Annotated in this window: 21 protein-coding genes; 11 read left to right on the forward strand and 10 right to left on the reverse strand. The window is 60.6% G+C overall.

Going from position 1 to position 20997, the window contains the following annotated elements; translation table 11 throughout:
- Nucleotides 1-23 precede the first annotated feature (23 nt).
- From hpnH to ACIX9_RS07970, 6 genes are all read left to right on the forward strand, one after another.
- Complete coding sequence (hpnH, locus tag ACIX9_RS07945) at nucleotides 24-1160, forward strand: adenosyl-hopene transferase HpnH (RefSeq protein ID WP_013579965.1); 1137 nt, start codon at nucleotides 24-26, stop codon at nucleotides 1158-1160.
- A gap of 6 nt (nucleotides 1161-1166) precedes the next feature.
- The gene (locus ACIX9_RS07950; RefSeq protein WP_013579966.1) at nucleotides 1167-1613 is read left to right on the forward strand and encodes a hypothetical protein; all 447 of its coding nucleotides are present in this window, start codon (nucleotides 1167-1169) and stop codon (nucleotides 1611-1613) included.
- A gap of 53 nt (nucleotides 1614-1666) precedes the next feature.
- On the forward strand, nucleotides 1667-2686 hold the full coding sequence (gene hpnA / locus ACIX9_RS07955) for a hopanoid-associated sugar epimerase (protein ID WP_013579967.1): 1020 nt from the start codon (nucleotides 1667-1669) through the stop codon (nucleotides 2684-2686).
- A complete protein-coding gene (locus ACIX9_RS07960) occupies nucleotides 2686-3351 on the forward strand; it encodes a phosphorylase family protein (protein ID WP_232298818.1) in 666 nt (221 codons plus the stop codon). Before hpnA ends, ACIX9_RS07960 begins: the two co-directional genes overlap by 1 nt.
- Nucleotides 3352-3364: 13 nt before the next feature.
- Nucleotides 3365-4426, forward strand: a complete 1062-nt coding sequence (locus ACIX9_RS07965) for an alcohol dehydrogenase catalytic domain-containing protein (protein WP_013579969.1) — start codon at nucleotides 3365-3367, stop codon at nucleotides 4424-4426.
- A gap of 174 nt (nucleotides 4427-4600) precedes the next feature.
- Entirely contained in the window at nucleotides 4601-5560 is a 960-nt protein-coding gene (locus ACIX9_RS07970) for an alpha/beta hydrolase (protein WP_049789249.1), read from the forward strand.
- On the opposite strand, the gene ACIX9_RS07975 is transcribed toward ACIX9_RS07970, so the two are convergent.
- The 6 genes from ACIX9_RS07975 to ACIX9_RS23665 form a co-directional block, all read right to left on the reverse strand.
- Nucleotides 5557-6759 carry a hypothetical protein gene (locus tag ACIX9_RS07975; RefSeq protein WP_013579971.1) on the reverse strand — a complete coding sequence of 401 codons (1203 nt, stop codon included), beginning with the start codon at nucleotides 6757-6759 and terminating at the stop codon, nucleotides 5557-5559. The two genes, ACIX9_RS07970 and ACIX9_RS07975, sit on opposite strands and share 4 nt — an antisense overlap.
- On the reverse strand, nucleotides 6756-7703 hold the full coding sequence (locus ACIX9_RS07980) for a DUF2157 domain-containing protein (protein WP_013579972.1): 948 nt from the start codon (nucleotides 7701-7703) through the stop codon (nucleotides 6756-6758). The genes ACIX9_RS07975 and ACIX9_RS07980 overlap by 4 nt, the downstream gene beginning before the upstream one ends.
- Before the next feature lie 79 nt (nucleotides 7704-7782).
- Nucleotides 7783-8811: a DUF4097 family beta strand repeat-containing protein gene (locus ACIX9_RS07985; RefSeq protein ID WP_013579973.1), complete on the reverse strand. Its 1029-nt coding sequence runs from the start codon at nucleotides 8809-8811 to the stop codon at nucleotides 7783-7785.
- A 136-nt stretch (nucleotides 8812-8947) separates the two neighbouring features.
- Nucleotides 8948-9457: an SRPBCC family protein gene (locus tag ACIX9_RS07990; RefSeq protein WP_013579974.1), complete on the reverse strand. Its 510-nt coding sequence runs from the start codon at nucleotides 9455-9457 to the stop codon at nucleotides 8948-8950.
- Nucleotides 9435-9785, reverse strand: coding sequence for an ArsR/SmtB family transcription factor (locus ACIX9_RS07995; protein WP_232298819.1), 351 nt, complete (start codon nucleotides 9783-9785; stop codon nucleotides 9435-9437). The genes ACIX9_RS07990 and ACIX9_RS07995 overlap by 23 nt, the downstream gene beginning before the upstream one ends.
- 147 nt (nucleotides 9786-9932) lie before the next feature.
- On the reverse strand, nucleotides 9933-11138 hold the full coding sequence (locus tag ACIX9_RS23665; protein WP_157477401.1) for a GGDEF domain-containing protein: 1206 nt from the start codon (nucleotides 11136-11138) through the stop codon (nucleotides 9933-9935).
- A gap of 422 nt (nucleotides 11139-11560) precedes the next feature.
- Here ACIX9_RS23665 and ACIX9_RS08005 point away from each other — a divergent pair, with 422 nt between their 5' ends.
- Complete coding sequence (locus ACIX9_RS08005; protein ID WP_013579977.1) at nucleotides 11561-12337, forward strand: uroporphyrinogen-III synthase; 777 nt, start codon at nucleotides 11561-11563, stop codon at nucleotides 12335-12337.
- 62 nt (nucleotides 12338-12399) lie between these two features.
- Here the strand turns inward: ACIX9_RS08005 and nth are convergent, their stop codons facing one another.
- Both nth and ACIX9_RS08015 read right to left on the reverse strand, forming a co-directional pair.
- Nucleotides 12400-13227 carry an endonuclease III gene (gene nth, locus ACIX9_RS08010; protein WP_013579978.1) on the reverse strand — a complete coding sequence of 276 codons (828 nt, stop codon included), beginning with the start codon at nucleotides 13225-13227 and terminating at the stop codon, nucleotides 12400-12402.
- A gap of 54 nt (nucleotides 13228-13281) precedes the next feature.
- Nucleotides 13282-14139, reverse strand: a complete 858-nt coding sequence (locus ACIX9_RS08015; protein WP_013579979.1) for a chlorite dismutase family protein — start codon at nucleotides 14137-14139, stop codon at nucleotides 13282-13284.
- 88 nt (nucleotides 14140-14227) lie between these two features.
- On the opposite strand from ACIX9_RS08015, the gene ACIX9_RS08020 reads away from it, so the two are divergent.
- Complete coding sequence (locus ACIX9_RS08020; protein ID WP_013579980.1) at nucleotides 14228-14848, forward strand: DedA family protein; 621 nt, start codon at nucleotides 14228-14230, stop codon at nucleotides 14846-14848.
- A 123-nt stretch (nucleotides 14849-14971) separates the two neighbouring features.
- Nucleotides 14972-16312 (forward strand): inositol-3-phosphate synthase, encoded by a 1341-nt coding sequence (locus tag ACIX9_RS08025; RefSeq protein ID WP_013579981.1) that lies wholly within the window; start codon nucleotides 14972-14974, stop codon nucleotides 16310-16312.
- A 69-nt stretch (nucleotides 16313-16381) separates the two neighbouring features.
- Here ACIX9_RS08025 and yihA read toward each other — a convergent pair whose 3' ends face one another.
- Both yihA and ACIX9_RS25680 read right to left on the reverse strand, forming a co-directional pair.
- Complete coding sequence (gene yihA / locus ACIX9_RS08030) at nucleotides 16382-16993, reverse strand: ribosome biogenesis GTP-binding protein YihA/YsxC (protein ID WP_013579982.1); 612 nt, start codon at nucleotides 16991-16993, stop codon at nucleotides 16382-16384.
- Between the two features lie 88 nt (nucleotides 16994-17081).
- Nucleotides 17082-17945: a hypothetical protein gene (locus tag ACIX9_RS25680; protein WP_013579983.1), complete on the reverse strand. Its 864-nt coding sequence runs from the start codon at nucleotides 17943-17945 to the stop codon at nucleotides 17082-17084.
- 210 nt (nucleotides 17946-18155) lie between these two features.
- Between ACIX9_RS25680 and ACIX9_RS23675 the strand changes: the two genes are divergently transcribed.
- Together ACIX9_RS23675 and ACIX9_RS27340 are read left to right on the forward strand one after the other, a co-directional pair.
- Entirely contained in the window at nucleotides 18156-18476 is a 321-nt protein-coding gene (locus ACIX9_RS23675) for a hypothetical protein (RefSeq protein ID WP_013579984.1), read from the forward strand.
- A 165-nt stretch (nucleotides 18477-18641) separates the two neighbouring features.
- Nucleotides 18642-20987: an Ig-like domain repeat protein gene (locus ACIX9_RS27340; RefSeq protein ID WP_013579985.1), complete on the forward strand. Its 2346-nt coding sequence runs from the start codon at nucleotides 18642-18644 to the stop codon at nucleotides 20985-20987.
- The last annotated feature ends 10 nt before the right edge of the window (nucleotides 20988-20997 follow it).

Below are 20997 nucleotides of genomic sequence, written 5' to 3' on the forward strand. Positions count from 1 at the left end.
AGAGTTTTGAAGGAGAGTTCAGTATGGCAGTTCCTATCTCGCAGGCTTGGACCGTCGCGACGTATGTGTTGAAGCAGAAGTTTGCCGGCCGCAAGAAGTATCCGCTGGTGCTGATGCTGGAGCCGCTGTTTCGCTGCAACCTGGCGTGTGCGGGCTGCGGCAAGATCCAGTATCCGGCGCATATTCTGAAGGCTGAGCTTAGCCCGGAAGACTGCTTCCGCGCGGTGGACGAGTGCGGTACGCCGATGGTGGCGATTCCGGGCGGCGAGCCGTTGCTGCATCCGCAGATGCCGGAGATTGTGGCCGGGCTGGTGGCTCGGAAGAAGTATGTCTACATGTGCACGAATGCGCTTCTGCTGAAGGAGAAGCTGCACCTGTTCAAGCCGAGCAAGTATCTTTCCTTCTCGGTGCATATGGATGGACAGCGCGAGCATCATGACTTCTCGGTCTGCCGTGAGGGTGGATACGATATCGCGATGGAAGGTGTTCGGGTGGCGGTTGAGGCGGGGTTCCGCGTTACGACGAATACGACGCTGTTCGACGGCGCGGACCCGAACAGCGTGCGGGCTCACTTTGACGAGTTGATGGTTGCGGGCGTGGAGAGCATGATGGTCTCGCCCGGGTACACGTATGACAAGGCTCCGGATCAGAATCACTTCCTGGGGCGTGCGAAGTCTCGCAAGATGTTCCGTGCGATTCTTTCCAACCGGAAGAAGAGCTGGCGCTTCAATGCCTCGCCCATGTTCATGGAGTTTCTGATGGGCAAGAAGGATCTGACCTGCACGCCGTGGGGAATGCCGACGTTCTCGATCTTCGGCTGGCAGAAGCCTTGCTATCTGCTGCAGGATGGCTACGCCGACAGCTTCAAGGAGCTGATGGAGACGGTGGAGTGGGAGAACTACGGGACCGAGTCCGGGAATCCGCGCTGCGCGAACTGCATGGTGCATTCGGGCTATGAGGCGAGCGGTGTGAACTACACGTTCGGATCGATCAAGGGTCTGCTGCAGACGGCGAAGGCGATGTTCTCCAGCTATAAGGATGACGGCGCTTCACGGATTCTGAATGACTGGAAGCCGGCGCAGCATGGTCCGCTGGTACAGATTGGCTCGGCACAGACTGCAGCACAGGCTTCCGAGCTGCAGAGCGTTTCAGGAGACTAGTTCTATATGGCAACGGATCAGCAGGAAGCAGCGAAGATTGAGCAGTTGGCGCATCTGTCGCCAGACGATTTGGATCATGCGGCGGGGCGTGAGCGGGAGCAGCTCGAAGGCTGGGTTCCGGAGCTTGCGTCCGATACCGAGGTTCGCGAGGCGCTGGAGAAGGCGTTCGACTACCGTGGCAACGTCACGGTGACGAAGAAGGATGGCTCGGTGGTTGAGGGTTATCTGTTTGATCGGCGGACGGGGAACTCGCTGTCTGATTCGTTTGCGCGGATTATTCCGGTGAGCGATAAGACGAAGGTCAATGTGGCGTATGTCGATATTGCTGCGTTGAAGTTCTCCGATCGCGATCCGGCTGCGGGCAAGACCTTTGAGGCCTGGGTGAAGAAGTACTGGGAGAAGAAGGCTGCGGGCGAGAAGAATATCCAGATTGAGCCGGAGAAGCTGGATTGAAGCAGGGACTAGGGCCTAGGGACTAGGGCCTAGCGGGTAAAGGCTTAGTGTCGATGAAGGTTTTTATCACTGGTGCGACGGGGTTTGTGGGGGCTCATGTCGCGCGGGCGTATGCGGCGCAGGGTGCTTCTCTGCGTCTGCTGACTCGCTCATCCAGCAATCTGGCCGGGATTGAAGGGCTTGAGGCGGAGACCGTGGTTGGGGATCTGCGGCAGGTTGAGGGGCTGCGAGTTGCGCTGACGGGGTGCGATGCGCTGGTGCATGTGGCGGCGGATTATCGGCTTTGGGTGCGTGATCCTGAAGAGATGATGGCGGCGAATGTGGGGGGGACGCGGGAGCTGCTAAGGGTGGCTCGCGAGGTGGGGGTGCCGAAGGTGGTTTATACCTCCTCCGTTGCGACGATGGGCTTTCTGACCGATGGGACGATTGTGGATGAGGCTACGCCGGTGTCCGTTGAGGCGATGATTGGGGTTTACAAGCGGTCCAAATACCTGGCGGAGCTGGAGGCGATTGCGGCGGCGAAGGCGGGGCAGCATGTGATGATTCTGAATCCGACGACGCCGATTGGGCCGGGGGATCGGAAGCCTACGCCTACGGGCGGGATTCTGGTGGACTTTCTGAACCGCAAGTTTCCGGCTTATGTAGATACGGGGCTGAACCTGGTGGATGTGGGTGAGGTGGCTCGGATGCATGTGGTGGCACTGGAGCGGGGGACGCCGGGGGAGAGGTACATCCTGGGTGGGGAGAACCTGACGCTGAAGCAGATTCTGGATCGGCTTTCTACGATTACGGGGCTGCCTTCGCCGACGATCAAGGTGCCTCATGCGGTGGCGATGGCGTTTGCGTTCTTCGACGAGAACTTTACGGGGCGCCTGCTTGGGAAGGAGCCCAGAGCTACGGTTGAGGCGGTGCGGATGGGAAAGAAGATGATGTTTGCGAGCTCGGCCAAGGCGGAGCGTGAGCTTGGATTCAAGGTGGTGCCGGTGTATGGGGCGATGCGGGCGGCGGTGGAATGGTTTCTGGCGAATGGGTATGCGCCGGCGCTGAAGGCAGACGTGGGGCGTGCGGTTTAGTGGGAATTCCAGCGATTATTGCAGCTTTGCCCCGGGAGGTGAGGGCGTTTGTGCGGGGGGTGCAGCCTGATCCGGCGCAGAAGCGGGCGGGAGTGTATGTGTATCGGCTGCCGGGGGCGGTGGTGGTTTGCGCTGGCATGGGCGCGGTGCGGGCGGGAATGGCGGTGCAGGCGGCGCTTGGGGCTGGGGAGATTTCTGTGCTGGTGAGCGCTGGACTGGCGGGGGGGTGCGATCCGGGGCTGGCGGTGGGGCGGGTGATGGAGGCTCGGACGGTGGTGGATTCCGCGTCCGGAGAGAGGTTTGAGACGGAGTGCGGGGGGGATTGTGGGGTGCTGGTGACGAGCCATGCGATTGCTGGGGTGAGGGAGAAAGAGCGTTTGTTTGCAACGTATGGGGCGGGTTTGGTGGATATGGAGGCGGCGACCGTGGCTCGGATGGCGGTGATGCATGGGCTGCCGTTTCGGGCGATCAAGGCGGTTTCCGATGCGCATGATTTTGAGTTGAGCTCGCTGAGCCGGTTTGCTACGGTTCATGGGCATTTTCGAACAGGGGCTTTTGCGCTGCATACGGCTGTTCGGCCGGCTAGCTGGCGTCATGCGATGAAGCTTGGCTCCGGGAGTCAGTTGGCTTTGCTTGGGTTGACTGAGGCGCTTAAACAGTTGTAAAGAAAGGGTTTGTATGGCTGGGATGATGAAGGCAGCGGTTTATCGGGATGTGGATATGGTGGTTTGCGAGGAGATTCCTGTGCCCGAGATTGGGGCCGGGGAGGTGCTGGTCCGGATCGATACGTGTGGGGTGTGTGGGACGGATCTGAAGAAGATTCATACCGGGTCTCATGCGGCTCCGCGGGTGTTCGGGCATGAGATGGCGGGTACGATTGCGGCGATTGGTGTTGATGTCAAAGGGTTTAGCATCGGGGAACGGGTGATGGCGTTTCATCATATTCCTTGTGGGGTTTGTTTTTACTGTAAAAAGCAGACTTTTGCGCAGTGTGAGACCTATAAGAAGGTGGGGACTACGGCGGGTTTTGAGGCTGCGGGTGGGGGGTTCGCGGAGTATATCCGGGTGATGGATTGGATTGTGGCTAAGGGGCTGGTGAAGGTGCCGGATGACATTCCGTTTGAGCAGGCGGCGTTTATCGAGCCGGTGAACACCTGCTATAAGGCTATTAGAATGTTGAACTTAGAGGCGGACGACACGGTGCTGGTGATTGGGCAGGGGTCGATCGGGGTGATCCTGGCGGCGCTGGCGAAGCGGACCGGGGCTACGGTTTTGACTTCGGATTTGTATGCTGAGAGGCACAAGGTGGCGGCGGGATTTGGGCTGGATCGACCGATCGATGCGCGGGGAGATGTGGTTGCGGAGGCGAAAAAAGCGACTTCAAGTAGAGGTGTGGATGTAGTGCTTGTAGCTGTGGGGGCTGACTCGTTGATAACACAGGCGATGGATGCAGTTCGGGCGGGTGGTCGGGTGATGCTGTTTGCAAGCACGCAACATGGGACTGCGGCCTATGATCCTACGGCGGTTTGCATGGATGAGAAGACGCTGATGGGGTCCTATTCGGCCAGCGTGGCGATCCAGGATGAGGGCGTTGAGCTTGTTTTTCAAGGGTTTAGGGATGGGTCTCTGGATCTGACGAAGCTGATCTCGCACCGGTTTGGGCTGGAGGATTGCGCGGAGGCGGTGCGGCTTGCGTCGAATCCTGAGCCTGGTTCGATGAAGATCGTTTTTAAGCCGTAACGCACCACAAATCACCACATACTCACCACGTTTACACCACAAAGTTTTTCGCTCTGGCGGCCAGGCCCTAGCACCGGTTAATCGAGTGGGTTCGCGGGGTGGGGGGCGCAGTAATCCACGGGGGATGATCCCAGACTCGGCTCAGGTTGGTAGAGCTTGAGAATGGGGTGTGCGATGTGGAAGAGGCTGGTTGTGCTGGTGATCTGGGTGGCGGCCTGGGGTGGGATGCCGGGGGCGGCGCAGGGTGTGTGGCAGCCTTTGGCGGGGCATGTGCAGATGGCGATCTGGCCGGGGGCGGTGCCGGACGCCCGGGCGGAGACGGGGGCTGAGGTTCTGAAGACTGCCAGTGATCCCAAGGATCAGGTGGCGGGGCGGCAGTGGCTTTCGGTGGAGCAGGTTTCGCGGCCGACGATGACGGTGTACTCGCCGAAGAGCGGGAATACGGGAGCGGCGGTGGTGGTGTTTCCGGGCGGCGGGTATTCGGTCCTGGCGATCGACCTGGAGGGGACGGAGGTCTGTGACTGGCTGACCTCGCGTGGGATCACGTGCGTGGTGTTGAAGTACAGGGTTCCGGACTCCGGGCCGGCGTATCACAACGATTGCCATTGCAATATTCGTCCGAAGGCGCAGACGGCTTTGCAGGATGCACAGAGGACGATGGGGTTGGTGCGGCTTCATGCCGCCGAGTGGCATATCGATCCGCACAAGGTTGGGGTGATGGGGTTTTCGGCGGGTGGACATATGGTCGCCAATATCAGCACGCACTTTGAGAGGCGGGCGTATGCGCCGGTGGATGCGGCCGACAAGCTGAGCTGCCGCCCGGACTTTGCGGTGGCGGTTTATCCGGGGCACATGACGGAGCATACGACGAGGGAGTTCGAGCTGAACCCGGAGGTTCCGGTTACGGCAAAGACGCCGCCCACGTTTCTGGTGCAGGCGGAGGATGACCATGTGGATGGGGTGAAGCAGTCGCTGACTTACTATATTGCGTTGATGAAGGCCGGGGTTCCGGTGGAGATGCACCTGTATGCGCAGGGTGGGCATGCGTTTGGGCTGCGGCGGACGAAGCTGCCGATCACGCATTGGCCGGAGTTGGTAGAGGTCTGGTTGAGGACGATTGGGGTTATGGGTTAAAACTCGCGGCTGGCTCCTGCGCCGCCGGAGGCTCCGTCGCCCGACTTCAGATCAGGGTTGTGATGTTGCGGGGCGGGGGTGAGGGACTGGGGGGTGACGAAGCCTAACAAGGCGGAGCCGGTGTTGATATGGCGCTTGTCCCGGGCTGAGAGGTTGGAGGCGGTGAAGCCGTGACGGATTCCATCGGGGCCTTGCGCAAGCCAGCGGCGCAGGTAGTAGGAGGCGGCGGTAAGGACGATACCGAGCAACATGGGGTCCCAGGTGTGGCGGGTCCAGCCGAGGTATGGCTTGTTGGTGATGAAGGTTAGGAGGAGGGTGAGGGCGCCGGCCTCCATGACGAAGCGATCTTTCTGGCGGATGCCGCGCGCGAGGATGATGGGCGGCAGGCACCAGATGAGGACCCAGGTGATCCAGTAGAAGGAGCTCGCGGGTTCTTGGGTAAGGCGAGTGGGCATGCGGGACCAGGGCATGAGCAGGTTCGTTGCCGAAAGCTGGAGATTGAGGGCGATGTAAATGCCGAGCCAGAGGAAGGCTTCGGCGAGGGAATAGGTGGAGTTGAGATAGCTCAGGCGGTGGCGGCGGCGGATGACTGCAACGGCGATGAGAGCGCCGATGTAAAAGACGGCCGTGATGACGGGTCGCGCGATGGAGGAGGAGGTCCAATAGGCGGGTAGGAGTGAGACGAGAATCATCGCGGCGGGGAAGGTATACCAGAGATTGAAGCGGTGCCAGATCCAGAGGGCGAGGATGGCGCAGGTGGCGGGGATGAGGAACTCGAAGGGGTGCGACTTGACTGAACGTGGATTGAGGGCCAGGTCCAATCCCAGAAAGAGGAGATAGATGGACGAGACGGCGAGTGCCTCCTCGATGCCGTGGCGGTAGAAGCGGGCCTGGGAGACGGCGGTCTCGGCTGCGGCATAGCAGGCGCTGGCGAAGAAGAGGAAGATGACACCGGCGAGTTGTCCGGAGGCGTGCGAGAGGAAGGCGACGTCGAATAGCCCGGCGATGGCAGCGATGCCGATCAGGGTGAAGAAGAAGAGGACTATTCTCAGGAAGAGATTGGTGGTGCTGAGGTCAGGGACGAGATCCTGATTGAAGAGTTCGCGCTGGTCGTGGGTGAGGAGGCCTTCGGCGACCCATTCTTTAAGGAGGTCGCGGGTGCGGAGGTTTTCCTGGCTGGCTGCTGAGTAGATTCTCATGTAGTCCTCCAGAAGTGTTGTGAGATCTTGACCAGCATAACGAGCATTGCGATTGCGGTGACGACGAAGTATCCGAGGATGAAGATGGCGTCGTTGGAGTTGCGGATGATGAGCGAACTGATGCCGATGTAGCCGTAGACGGCGGCGTACGCGACGAAGACGAATTGGCGGCGGTTCAGTCCCCATGCGAGGGATGCGCCGCAGGTGGCAAGCAGACCGATCACCCACAGCCCGTAGTTTTCGTGCTCGAAGACTCCGGAGAGTGTGGTCCAGAAGAGTACGTTGGCTACGAGGTTGAGATAGGTTCCGAAGAAGTGCGGTTTGAGCTTGAAGTGCTGAAGCAGAACTGTGCCTGCGCCGACGATAAGGCAGTAGAGGAGGGCGTAGGGACGGAGGCGTCCTTCCAAGTCTTCTAATGGTCCGTGGGAGAGGGCGAGCCCGAACCATCCGGCGAATCCGGACAAGGCCAGCGAGAGGACGAAGCGGTTGTCGAAACGGTAGGCAAGAGCGAAGAAGAGGGCGGCGGTGAGGAGAAGATACAAGTCCCATTGTCCGGAGAGGAGATGGAAACGCTGCTCGACGTATGCGAGTTCCAGGGACCAGACGAGGCAGGCGAGGTAGAGGACGTAATCGACAAACGGGCTGGAGGCGGAGGTCTCTGCGGGCGACCAGGTGGGGACTCGGGCGAAGCAGAACCAGAGGGATGCAGCAAGGATGAGAGTGAGAGCGGTGAGGATGGCGAGCGTGCCAAGCTGCTGGGACCACGTGGAGATCGTCCAGCCGAGGCCGGCGACGAAGGCGAGGACGCCGGCGTAGAGGAGGACGTTGAGTTCAAGCGAGAGGGAGAAGGGCTGTTCAAGGGCGAGGTTCGTCAGGAGAGCTTCCTGATCAGGCGAGATGTTGCCTTGATCCTTCCAGTCTCTGATTCTTGAAAGGATTGTCATCGAACTCTATTCTCCGGCCTCTTGCCTGGATGGCGCACTGCCCATGCCGTGTTCGATCCAGCTTAGCCCACTTCCTGCCTCAGTCGATTTCGATCTTCGATGACTTTGTATCGAGATCGACGAGTGGACCGCCGGAACCGATCCTGCCCTTGAAGCTGCGCTGGTCTTTCTGATCTTTGGTCTTTGCGAAGGCTTCTGTTGCTTTGCCGGAGATCTTTCCTTTGATCGACTGAGCGTCCAGGTCATAGCCGCCGCCGCTGGCGAGCTCGACGTGGATGGCGCCGGAGCTGGAGAGGGCACGGATGGGCGCGGGCTGCGACTGGGAGATGCGGATGGAGCCGGAGGAGGTCTCGGCGTTGACGGAGCTGCCGGACTGGAAGGACTCAATGCTGCCTGAGAGATTGCGCGCGTTGACCCCGCCCTTGATGCCGTCGAGGCGGATGCTGGCGGAGCGGGTGGCTGAGTGTACGTCGCCTGTGACGTCGCTGATTTCGATGCGTCCGTTGGTGGTCTCGGCGGTGACGCTGCCGTGGACGCCGTGCATGAGAATGCCGCCTGACTGGTTGGTAATGGAGACATCGTTGCCCGCATCCTGGACGACGAGACCGCCGGCGCGTGCGGTCATCTTCAGGGCGGCCTGGATGCCAGAGACTTCTGTGTGGCCGGCGTCGTTGGTGGTTTCGACCGGGCCCTGCACGCCGTCGATGCGGATACCGCCTGCGTCGGCTGAGGCGTTGACCTGCGTTTGGCGGGGGGTCTCGATGTCGTAGGTGACGGTGACGCCCTTGAGGATGGCCTGGTCTGCGACGTAGCCGATGCGGATGTCGTTGCCGTGCTGCTCGATGGGCGGATTCTGTTCGAGGGCGCGGATGTTGGCGTCGGCAAGGCCGGGATCGAAGCGTCCGAGGACAGAGCGGATGACGGCATGGACGACCACGGTATCGGACGAGCCGACGGAGATCTTGATTCCTCCGGGGCCGCTCTTGACGTCGAGCTTTACGGGGCCGGAGACCGTCAGTGTCTTGTTGAAGCTGCCGGGCTCAGAGGCTGCAGCGTAGCCGCTGAGGAGCAGGGGTGTTGCGAGGAGGAGAGCGGAAAACTTGTTCATTCTAAAGACCCTCCCCTCAAGGTTACAGGATGCAGGCTCCTGCGCCTATCGTCCCGCGTCGAGCAAAAAGGTGAGCCAAGGGCCGCCCATCCGACAGGCCACCCCTGGCTCATACAGCGAACATCACATCAGGCTGTTACTTCGCGTCCACCAACTCCGCAACGATCTCAGCCACCTTATCGAGGATCTGGTTCCAGCCCTCGAGTTGACCGCTATCCTTTGCGCTCTCCGCGGGCTCATTGCCGATGAAGGTCAGCTTCGTCCGCCCATCGCCAAGATCCTCAAAGAGGGTCACGTCGTACGCACCTTCGATGGCCTCATGCTCGATCCCCAAGTCCGCGGCCTCGACCTTGTTGCCCTCGGAGTCGGCAAAGTACATGGACGAAGCAATTTTCTCGAACGGAATAATCTCGTGGTATTCCCCTGCATTCCAGAACGTCTGCCCATCCGGCGACTTCATGCCGTAGAGAAACTTCCCGCCCACGCGAAAATCCATTTTGCAGACCGGGCAGGTAAACTCCTTCGGTCCCCACCACTGCATCACGTACTTCGGGTCGGTCCAGGCTTTCCAAACCAGCTCGCGTGGCGCGTCAAAGATCCGTGTCACCGTCATCCGCTCTACTTCACTTCCTGTCTTTTGTGTCATGTCCTGCCTCCTCTTTCTTCATTTGATTGAGAACCACATCCAACTTGTCGAAACTCTCTTCCCAGAATCGGCGATAGTTCATCGCCCACTCGCTGACCGTCTTGATCGCCTCCGGCCGAAGCGTGCACACACTCTCCCGCCCACGCTTCGTCTTGACGACGAGCCGCGCGCGAACCAGGTAGGCGATATGTTTTGAAATCATCTGCTGCGACAGTGCAAACGGCTCCGTCAACCCATGCACCGAGGCAGGCCCCTGTGAGAGCCGTTCGATCATGGCCCGGCGGGTCGGGTCTGACAAAGCCGCAAATGCTGTGCCCAATTGATCCACAACCAAAGGGTAGTGGATTTATCGCGGATGTCAAGCAGGAATTTGCAATCCATGTCGGATGGTCTCAACTCGCGACTGGCTCATCCGAAGCCGTCGCAGTCGCCCTTCGCGCCTACTCAATGACCTCTTGTCGAGGACCGCGTCGCTCTAGAGACCTTGCCGGTAGAGCCTTCTTGGATTGGTGACCGTGGCTTCCTCAACGGTGTGCGCTTGCTTTCGCGCATAGAGCTGATTGTCTGCGACGCGCAGCAGATTTGTGATGGCTTCAGCGCCGGATGACCCCTGGGCATCGAGTGGGAAGATGGCGGTGCCAATGCTCGCATTCACCACGATGGTGAGGTTCCGGCCCAGGAGAATAGGCTTGGAAAGAGCCTCCTGGACTGAGCCGTTGAGGGTAAGGATGTCACGGTTAGAGATAATCAGGAACTCATCGCCACCTAACCGCGCAAGCGTCTCTTCTTCGGTCACACATTGAGTGAGCCTCTCCGCGATCTGCTGCAGCAGTTCATCCCCGGCGAGATGTCCGTGGGTGTCATTGATCTGTTTAAATCCGTTGAGATCCAACAGCAGGATGGAGGTATGTCCAGTTGAGATCGCCGATGTCAGTCTTAGCTCCATCAAGCGCCGGTTCGCAAGGCCTGTCAGTTGATCTCTCATGGCCAGCGCTTCATTTTCTCTGGCTTCACTTTCCAGCAGAATAAGCAGCATGCTGACGCTCACAATGAACTTCTGAATGCTCCAGATGTTCTCCGCCATCATCCGTAATTTAGGGTGGGGGAAAACATAGGAATGTGTGAAAAAGGAAGCAGACCAGACAAAAAGGCTCAGGACGAGGGCCACGCGTCCGATGGTGTTGCGAGGAAGCCGATACCAGAGATGAAGACCGGCCGCCGCAAAGACGCCGCCAAGTCCCCAGTAGGCTGAAGCACGATAGTTGCCGAGGACGGCGAAGGTTGCAATGGCGAACCATAAAATGACCTGTGCCACCGGGATGATCGAGCTTCGCTTCCGTAAAACGGCAACAGCCACGCTGATGACTGCTCCTGCGGCGGCGCAGAGGACATAGGGCCAGGGCGTAAAGACCTCCAGCCCAAAGATCAGTTCGAGAGCAAAAAAAGGAACCGCATTCCAGAGAAGCTTGAAGTCATGGTCGGATGTCGCAGAGAGCTTGCGCCCGGTGAAAAAAAGAAACGCAACCCCGGCCAGGAGATCGGAGCACAGCCTGACGGTATGCATCGCGATATGCCAGCCAGCCGAAATCTCAATGAAGTACCCGGAGATCTCTGAGATGACAGTGAAGCCAAGAGCGAAGATCCAGCTATTGATCGCGAGTCGAGGAAGTCGCCTCTGCAAGATCAGGAGGGTTGCGATGAGAGTCGCGCTGACGACGAGGTACGGGAGGTTTTCAAATTGCCTGTCGTTCAAGTGAGCTCACACTTTCAGCGTGTATCGTTCAAAGCGCTTACCGAAGGGTCTCCCCCTCGCCAGGCATAAGTCATGCTTTTACACACCGATGGACCTGATTTCAGCTCTTCAGCCAACAGGCCGGGAGTCAAAAGTTCGGTCTCGCCGTCTCCATGACCTGAGCTTCCGGATCAAGTTCAGCTGTGAACATTGTAATGTGCTGCAAGCGACATTGTCGGCCCGGTCCCAAGGCTGATCCCGCCGAAACCTTTGCTCAACGCAACGTGCGACTGCAGGAGGGGTCACCTGCTTCCTGACGGTCTATCCCTGAAAGCACAACACTTACTTGATCCCCAACTAGAATCGACTTCGTGCCCGCACCTCTTCAAGACCGCCGCATCCTCATTACTCGCGCAGCCGGCCAGGCCTCTACGCTTGCCACCCTCCTCGCCGAACGAGGCGCTATCCCCATCCTCATCCCCACCATCGAGTTGGCCCCGCCAACCTTCTGGCAGCCCCTCGATCAAGCCATCCAAACCATCCAGACCTACGACTGGCTCCTCTTCACCAGCGCCAATGCGGTAGAGGCTTACGTCCAGCGCGCCCGCACCCTGAACCTCCCGGCCCAGGCTCGCCGCATCGCCGCCATCGGCCCCGCCACCGCACGAGCAGTGCAGGGAACCGGTCTAGCCCAGGCAGTAGACCTCATTCCCGCGCGGTACGTAGCCGAGTCCTTCGCCGAAGCGCTGCTCCCCCATGCCCCCAACGCCCGCATGATCTTAGTTCGAGCAGCCGAAGCTCGCGACCATCTTACCCAGACCCTCATGGCCGCTGGAGCCCACCTCACCATCGCCGAAGCCTACCGCACCATCGTCCCGCCGGCCTCCATCGAAGCCCTGAAGTACGCCTTCAGCAATCAAGCAGAACCCCTGGACGCCATCACCTTCACCAGCGCCAGCACCGCCCGCAACCTCGCCACCCTCATGGAATCCGCAGCCCTGCTGATCCCGCACGGCACCACCCTCGCCTCGATAGGTCCGATCACCTCGCAAGCCATGCGAGACCTGAATTTGACCCCCACGATAGAAGCCAAAGACTCCACCATCCCATCCCTGGTAGAAGCCCTGACCCAGCTTTTCATCAACTAGCAAAAAGAAGCAGCTCTTATCCGTCGTTATCCTCTTTATCCGCGTTACGCCTTGCTCTGGACTCAGTGAGAAGACCAGGTCTTATCCGTCGAGTTGCAAACCCGCTCCAGCGAACAATCCACACACCGAGGCTTACGCGCGATACAAACCTGCCGCCCATGATGAATCAACTCATGGCTGAACTGGATCCACCGATCCTGCGGAATCACCTTGATCAGATCCTGTTCCACCTTGACCGGATCGTCGTTCTTGGTCAGCTCCAGCCGCCGAGAGAGCCGCAGCACATGCGTATCCACCACTACGCCTGACGCGATCCCATACCAGCTTCCCAGCACCACATTCGCCGTCTTCCGCGCGACCCCCGGCAGCTCGATCATCTCCGCAATCGTCTTCGGCACCTCGCCGCCAAAGCGCTCCACCAGCACCCTCGCCGCCCCCTGGATGTTCTTAGCCTTGGCTCGATAGAACCCCGTCGTCTTGATCAGCCGTTCGACTTCCAAGGTTGGTGCCTCAGCCAGCTTCTTCGGCGTCGGATACATCTTGAACAGCTCCGGTGTGGCCTTATTCACACCAACATCGGTCGTCTGCGCGGAAAGGATCGTTGCAATGGTCAGCTCAAACGCATTCCGATGCGTCAACGCACAAACCACCCCCGGATACGTCTTCCGCAGCCCATCTAGAATCGCCGCCACCCGATCCTGAGCCAGCGGCTTGGCCGTCCGGCCATTCTTCAACTTTGGAAACACCGGCTCAGAGCTCGCAATCTCGTGCGCCTTCTCCGCTGGCACACCTTCAATCGCAGCCTTACGGCTGGCCCCACTCAACCTCTGAGGTGGAACCAGCCCCTTAGCCGCCGACTTTTTAGCAACAGTCTTCTTTACTGAAGGCATTCGCACTATCCTGCCGTTATCCGTCTTTACCTTTTGATCCGTGGTAAGTCTTCCTTACCCAAGGCGGTTGAGCATCTCCATCGGCTGCAATCTCACGCAGCTGAAGATCGGCGTGTCCTCCAGCGTGTAGAGCGAGATCTCAGTCTCCCGAAGCTGCTGCACAAGGTCAAGAAAGTCCTCCGGGAAGTTGGTCTCGAACGCTACCACAAACTCCTGGTCGTCGATCCCGAACGAGTACGTCGTATTCAGCTTCACGCGCGGATACATCAGGCCGATGCGGATATGCTCATCCATCAACCGCTTCCGCTCCGTCGCGCTCAGCAGATACCACGGACGTGTCTTCCAGAACGGATAGATGAAAATGTACTTCTGCCCGCCGGGCCGGATCGCGCCGCGGCCTTCGCCTTCACTCTCGTCCGGACGATCGATCTGGTACTGCGACCGCTTCGTCATCGCCAGGAAGTTATGCGGAGAGTCGAGATACCCGCCCAGCGGCGTGCTCATCAGCTCACTGCGCATCTGGTTCAGCTCATCGATCGCATAGCCGATGGACCAAACGCACATATCCACATCGCCCCGTGTGCCCACGGTGGAGTAGGTCAGCGAAAGAAACTCACCCGGCTTGTTCCACCGGTTGAGCACTTCAACAAACGCATCCTTATGCGCCTGCTTTTCATGGGCCGGGAGCCGACGCCACTTCGGTTGAACTTTGTAGAAGCTGAAGCAGACGATCTGCCGCTTGGCAGGAGGCCCTTCCTTGTGCGCGCCATACGGACTGGCCGGACGAGCCACCGGCTCAACACCCGCACCTTCAGGCCGATAAGCCGGGCGCTCGCCCGACGCCGATGCAATTGCTTTCTCTGTCACTCTGCGCTCCGGTACTTCATTCTTGGGAGGGATGAAATCTGCCATAACCGCTGTATCCTCTGTATCCTCGATATCGTCTTTTCAATAGCCTAACAATCATTCGACGCTATCGCAGCAGCTATACTGCACCAGCATGTCTGAAAAAATCATTGCCCTCCTGATTGCCGCCATCGCCGCCGGCGGCTACGCCAGCGTAGTCCTGCTCATGGCTCTCCAATCGGCCTGCGTTCCCATCCCGTCTGAGGTCATCATGCCCTTCGCCGGGTACGCCCTGGCCCACTCTCAGATGGACCTCATCATCCTGGCGACGCTGGCCTCCTTCGCCTCCAACCTAGGCTCGATTCCCGCATACTGGGCCGGTGCCAAAGGCGGACGCCCGATGGTCGAAAAATACGGCAGCTACGTCCTGCTCAGCCATCATGACCTGGACCTCGTCGACGGCTTCTTCGTGCGTTTCGGCTCTATGGCCGTATTGATCGGACGGATGCTCCCCATCGTTCGCACGTTCATCGCCTTCCCCGCGGGCGTGGCGAAGATGAACCAGTTCCGCTTCCACCTCTATACCTTCATCGGCTCGTGGCCCTGGTGCTACGCGCTGGCGTACATCGGGATGAAGCTGGGCCGGCAGTTTGAGACCAATCCGGCCTTCAAATCGGCCTTCCACCGCTTTCATCTGGGCGTGGAAGCCTTCCTGCTGGTCGGAATCATCTGGTTCGTCGCCTCCCACTGGAAGAACCGCATCCGCACCGCGTAACCAGCGTACTTTTCGATACCCGCACAATTACCACACCATGTTTGCACCCACCATCCCCAATAAGCGATACTTAACCGTTCCGCATCAACCGGAAAATCGCATTGGAAGAAGGGTCTTGCCCGCATGTCTAACACCCCCGCCGCGAACACTGAAGCGGCCAGCATCAAGCCTCACACTGGAAAACTTGGCGTCATGATTCCCGGCATGGGAGCCGTCGCCACCACCCTCATCGCAGGCGTCGAAGCCATCCGCCGCGGTCTCGCCAAGCCCATCGGCTCCCTGACGCAGATGGGAACCATCCGCCTCGGCAAGCGCACGGACAACAACTCCCCGCTCATCAAGGACTTTGCCGGCCTCTGCCCGCTGGAAGACCTGGTCTTCACCGGCTGGGATATCTTCGGCGGCAACCTCTACGACGCAGCCAAGACCGCACAGGTGCTCGACCGCGACCAGCTTGAAGAGATCCGTCCCTTCCTCGAGTCCATCGAGCCCATGCCCGCCGTCTTCGACCAGCACTACGTCAAGCGCCTCACGGGCCAGAAGATCAAAGTCGGCAAGAACAAGTGCGATCTCGCCAACCAGATCCGCAACGACATCGCCGAGTTCAAGACCAAGACCGATCGCCAGATCATGATCTGGTGCGGCTCCACCGAGATCTATCTCGAGCAGACCGCCGTCCACCAGACCCTCGAAGCCTTCGAGAAGGGTCTCGTCGACAACGACCCCGGCATCTCCCCCTCGATGATGTACGCCTGGGCCGCCCTCAAGGAAGGCATTCCCTTCGCCAACGGCGCACCCAACCTCACCGTCGACATTCCTGCCCTGCAGGAGCTCTCGAAGAAGATGAACGCACCCATCTGCGGCAAGGACTTCAAGACCGGCCAGACCTTCATCAAGACGGTTCTCGCGCCTGCCTTCAAGACCCGCATGCTCGGCGTAGCGGGCTGGTATTCGACGAACATCCTCGGCAACCGCGACGGCGAAGTCCTCGACGATCCCGAATCCTTCAAGACCAAGGAAGTCTCGAAGCTCGGCGTATTGGAACACATCTTCCAGCCTGAGCTTCACCCTGACCTGTACAAGGATCTTTACCACAAGGTTCGCATCAACTATTACCCGCCCCGTGGTGATAATAAAGAGGGTTGGGATAACATCGATATCTTCGGTTGGCTCGGCTACCCGATGCAGATCAAGGTTGACTTCCTCTGCCGCGACTCCATCCTTGCCGCTCCGCTGGCGCTCGACCTGGTCCTCTTCATGGACCTCGCCGCCCGCTCGGAGAAGCTGAAGGGAATCGGCATCCAGGAGTGGCTCAGCTTCTACTTCAAGGACCCTGACACCGCCCCCGGCGTCTACCCGGAGCACGATCTCTTCATCCAGTCCATGAAGCTGAAGAACACCCTCCGCCACATCATGGGCCAGGACCTCATCACCCACCTCGGCCTCGACTACTACGGCGACTAATCCTCGCTGCTCAAAACAGAAAGGCCCGAGGGAACATCCTCGGGCCTTTGTGTTTGCACTGAACTCGGCCTACTCCATTACACTCTGCAACCGGCTCCAAAGCTCTTTCGTCCCGGCCTCGGTCTTCGTCGAAACCGGCAGAATCTCGCTCACTCCATGCGCCTTCTTCAGCGCAGCCAGCGACTTCGCCAGCACATTCCCAGAAATCCTATCCGACTTGGTCCCCACCACCAGGTAAGGCTTCAGCATCGCCTTGAAGAACTCGATCAACTGCGAGTCGTTCGGCTGCGGAGGAATATTCGTATCCACCAGGCAAACCGCCAGCGCCAGCGTCTCCCGCTCAGCCAGATAGGGCTCGATAAACGAAGGCCACTCCGCGGAGATCGACCGCGAGATCTTGGCATACCCATACCCCGGCAGATCGGCAAAGATCATGCTTGGGCGAATCTTCTTCTTATCGCCCGACCCCTCATGCAGCGCAAAGAAGTTGATCGCCCGCGTCCGTCCCGGCGTGGAGGAGGTATGAGCCTGCTTGGACCCCAGCAGCGCATTGATCAGCGAGCTCTTGCCCACATTGGACCGGCCCAGAAAAGCGATCTCAGGCGCGTTATATGTCTTCGCCTCAACAGGGAAGTGCGCCTCGTTCGTCGCCGACAACATAAATTCAGGTGTAAACCGCATCTGCTAAGTGTACCGCCCTACACAGATAAAACGGCTGCAAGCTCAATCCATCGAGCCCGCAGCCGCCAAATCCTGTCTTGATCTTCCTCTACCGAGTCAGCGAACTCCGCAGCCGGAAGGTAATGACCGACTCCGAAGCAATCACCACATCGCGATTGCCCGTATAAGCGCCAGCCGCCGTACCTGCGCCCGCACCCGCCAGGCCGCCGATCAACGCGCCCTTGCCACCGCCTGCCAGGCCGCCGATGATCGCGCCAAGTCCTCCGCCGCCGCCGATAAAGCCAGCTGTCCGCTTCCCGCGTCCCGGGCTCACCTTCTCGTACTCGCTGGACGAGACGTGATCGCGCCCGATGGCTGTGAGTTCGATTCCAAGATCGCCCGCACCCTTGAACCGGCCCTTACCTTTGGCCGCAACCACCTCACCCGAAACGGGCGTTCCGGAAGCAAACACCGTCTGCCCGTGATACACCAGCGGCCTCTCCAGCACGCCGTTCCAACGGTCCCCAACCTCGTTCCGGCTCGCCGCCAGCCCGCCGTTGAGCCGAACCGTAACGGGCGTTCCCGCAGGAACCGTCAACCGCACTGGAGGCGGAGGAGCCTCAGGAGTCATCGCCATCGCAGGGCCAGCCGTCATGGCGGGGCCAGGCGTCATCGCTGCAGGCGCAGGCTGTTGAGAAGCGGGAGCGGGTGCGGGAGTCGGCACCGTCCCAGGCGGCACGGTCACGGCCTGGTTTGGAGCCGGAGCCACACCGCTGGAAGCCGGAGGCGTCACGCCCGCAGGGTAGGTAATCGAGCCGTCAGGATTCGTAATCGACCCATCCAGGTTCCGGATCCCCACCGGTGCCGGAGCCTTCTTCGTGCAGCCCACCTCCATCATCATCGTCCCGCTCAGCAGACATACTGCAGCAAACTTCAGCCCCACACTTCCATGCATCCAGACACTCTTCGTCATCACGTTCTCCTGAAATTTTATCGACTCACCTTCCGTAAGACGCCCAAATCACGCTTCTGGAGGTCCGTCGCCAGCAACCACCATAAAGCAGTTATGCCGCTCATACGCCAGCACGCACAAAAAAGCTCCGCAACCTCTACGCATAACCTGCGTTCAATCTACCGAAGCTGCCTGCCGCAACCGCAGCGCAGTCCAGAGAAAGGGCTCAACATGAAACGTCTCCTGCTCCTCCCCGCCTTTGCGTCGCTTCTTCTCGTCGCCGGCTGTCACGACCACGCCTACTACGCACCGCCTCCGGCCTACGCCCCCAGCAATGCGCTCTTCGATCTCGCCGGTCGCAATGGCTTCCAGATGGGCGCACAGGACGGTGCGCGAGACTCCGGCAGCGGCTATCGCTTTGAGCCCCGCCGCACCCGCGCCTACCACGAGACCCCCGGCTACGACCCCGGCCTCGGACCCTTCGGCCCTTACCAGAACGCCTTCCGCAACTCCTACCTGCACGGCTATGACACCGGTTATTACCACCGGTAGTTCGTCTGAAGTGAAGCGCCATGATCGCCTTTGAGGTCTTCAACGGCGATTATGGCGCGACGCACCTGCCCCTCACCCCTATAATCGGTTCACCGCAACCAAGTGCAACCGCCCATGGGGACTCCGAGCACCACTCACCCAACGCGCCGAAGCCTGTGCCTCCTCATGGCGCTCGTCGTTCTGCTGCTCCCGTCGCAGGCACAAACGACCCAAGCCACCACCGTCCCCATCCTCTTGCCCTCCGGCCTCGTCTATGACGCGCAGGGCAATCTCTACCTCGCCGAAACCGCCGCCCACCTCATCCTGCGCGTCTCGCCTTCGGGAGCCCTGACCATAGTCGCCGGAACCGGAACCCAGGGCTACGCAGGCGACGGCACCCTCCCCACCCAGGCCTTACTCGACTCCCCCACCGCCCTCGCAATCACCCCCACAGGCGATCTCTACCTGGCCGACACTCACAACCACGCTATCCGCCGAATCGACGCCGCAACCCAGATCATCACCACCGTCGCCGGCACCGGCACCCCCGGCCGCAGCCCGGACGGCACCCTCGCCACCAAAGCCCAACTCGACACCCCCACCGCCATAGCCCTTGACTCCTCCCAGAACCTCTACATCGCAGACACCAGAAACCACATCATCCGCCGCGTCGACGCCACCACGCACCTCATCACCACCCTCGCCGGAACCGGCACCCAGGGCTTCTCCGGCGACGCAGGCCCAGCCCTCGCCGCCCAGATCGACACCCCCACCGGCCTCGCCCTCGACGCCTCCAACAACCTCTACCTGGCCGACACCCACAACCACCGCATCCGCCGCATCGACGCCGTCACCCACATCATCACCACCATAGCCGGCAACGGCACCCCCGCATTCACCTCGGACAACATAGCCGCCACATCCGCCACCCTGTACCTCCCCCGAGGCATCACCCTCGACCCCTCCGGCAACCTCCTCATCGCAGACTCCGCCAACCACCGCATCCGCCGCATCGATGCCGTCACCGGCCTCATCACCACCCTTGCCGGCGACGGCACCCAGACCTACGCGGGCGACTCCACCCCCGCTACCACCGCCTCACTCGACACCCCCCGCGCCATCGCTCTCTCGCCCGCCACCCTCCCCACCCTCACCGATACCGCCAACCAGCGCATCCGCCAAATCGATACCGCTGCCGTCATCCATACCATCGCCGGCCTGGGCCTCACCCAGTCCAGCACCCTCCTCCTCACCGCCCCATCCACCATGGCCTATGGCACCGGCTCCGTCCTCGCCACCCTGGCCGCAAGCCCCGCCACCGGCCCCATCACCTTCTTCGAGACCTCGGGCTCACTCCCCCAAACCCTCTCCACCGTCCCGCTCAGCGCCAACTCCGCCACCATGAGCACCGCCGCCTTCAACACCGGCACCCACCACATCGACGCCACCTACTCCGGCGACACCACCCACGCCGCAGCCCAATCCACGACCCTCGCCCTCACCATCGCACCCGCCCAGCTCATCGCCACCCCAATCCCCATCAACCTCCTCTACGGCCAACCCATCCCAACCCTCACCGGCACTTACACCGGCGTCTTGCCTCAAGACGCCAACAAAGTCACCATCACCTATTCGACCCAAGCCACACCCATCTCAAACCCCTCGGCCTATCCCATCACGGCTACTCTCACCGGCAGCGGAGCAGGGAACTACACCCTCGCCACCGCACCCGCCGCCGTCACCATCACCAAGGCCCCCGCCACCCTCACCCTTACCTCACCCACCGCCACATCCTTCGCCATCCACGCCGCCACCACAACCACCGGCACCCCGACAGGAACAGTCTCACTCCTCGACGGCCAAACCCCCATCGCCACCGCCACCCTCACCCCCACAGGCGACGCCACCCTCACCCCATCCCTCACCGCCGGCGGCCACACCCTCACCGCCACCTACCCCGGCAACCCAGACTTCCTCCCCGCCACCTCCACCCCCACCGTCATCACCATCGCCCCCACCGCCGTAGCCGACTTCACCCTCGCCGCCACCGGTCAGACCACCCTCACCGTCCCCTCTGGCACCGCCGCCGCCTTCTCCTTCGCCACCACACCCGTCAACGGCACTCTGTCGAGCCCCATCCAACTCTCCGCCTCCGGTCTCCCCACCGGCGCCACCGCAAGCTTCAACCCGGCTTATCTGCCTCCCGGCGGCTCCATCAACGCCTTCATCCTCACCATCCAGACGCCCAAGCTCGCGCACCTCACCCCACTCTTCCCACCCAGGACCGTCGTACTTTTAGCGATTGCCATGCCACTCCTGTTGCTGCGCAGACGCCGCATCCATACGCTCATCCCAGCGATCCTAGCCACCCTGCTCCTCGCCACCACCACAGCCTGCGGAGACCGAACCAACCTTTCCGCCGCAACCTCAGTCCCCACCCGGACCTACACGATCACCGTCACCGGCACAGCCACGGCCGTCACCGGAGCCACCCTCCAGCACACCGCCACGGTCACGCTCAATCTGCAATAAGAGAAGCTGA

Origin of the sequence: Granulicella tundricola MP5ACTX9 (assembly GCF_000178975.2) — a bacterium.
In the GTDB taxonomy this organism is placed as follows: Bacteria; Acidobacteriota; Terriglobia; order Terriglobales; family Acidobacteriaceae; genus Edaphobacter; species Edaphobacter tundricola.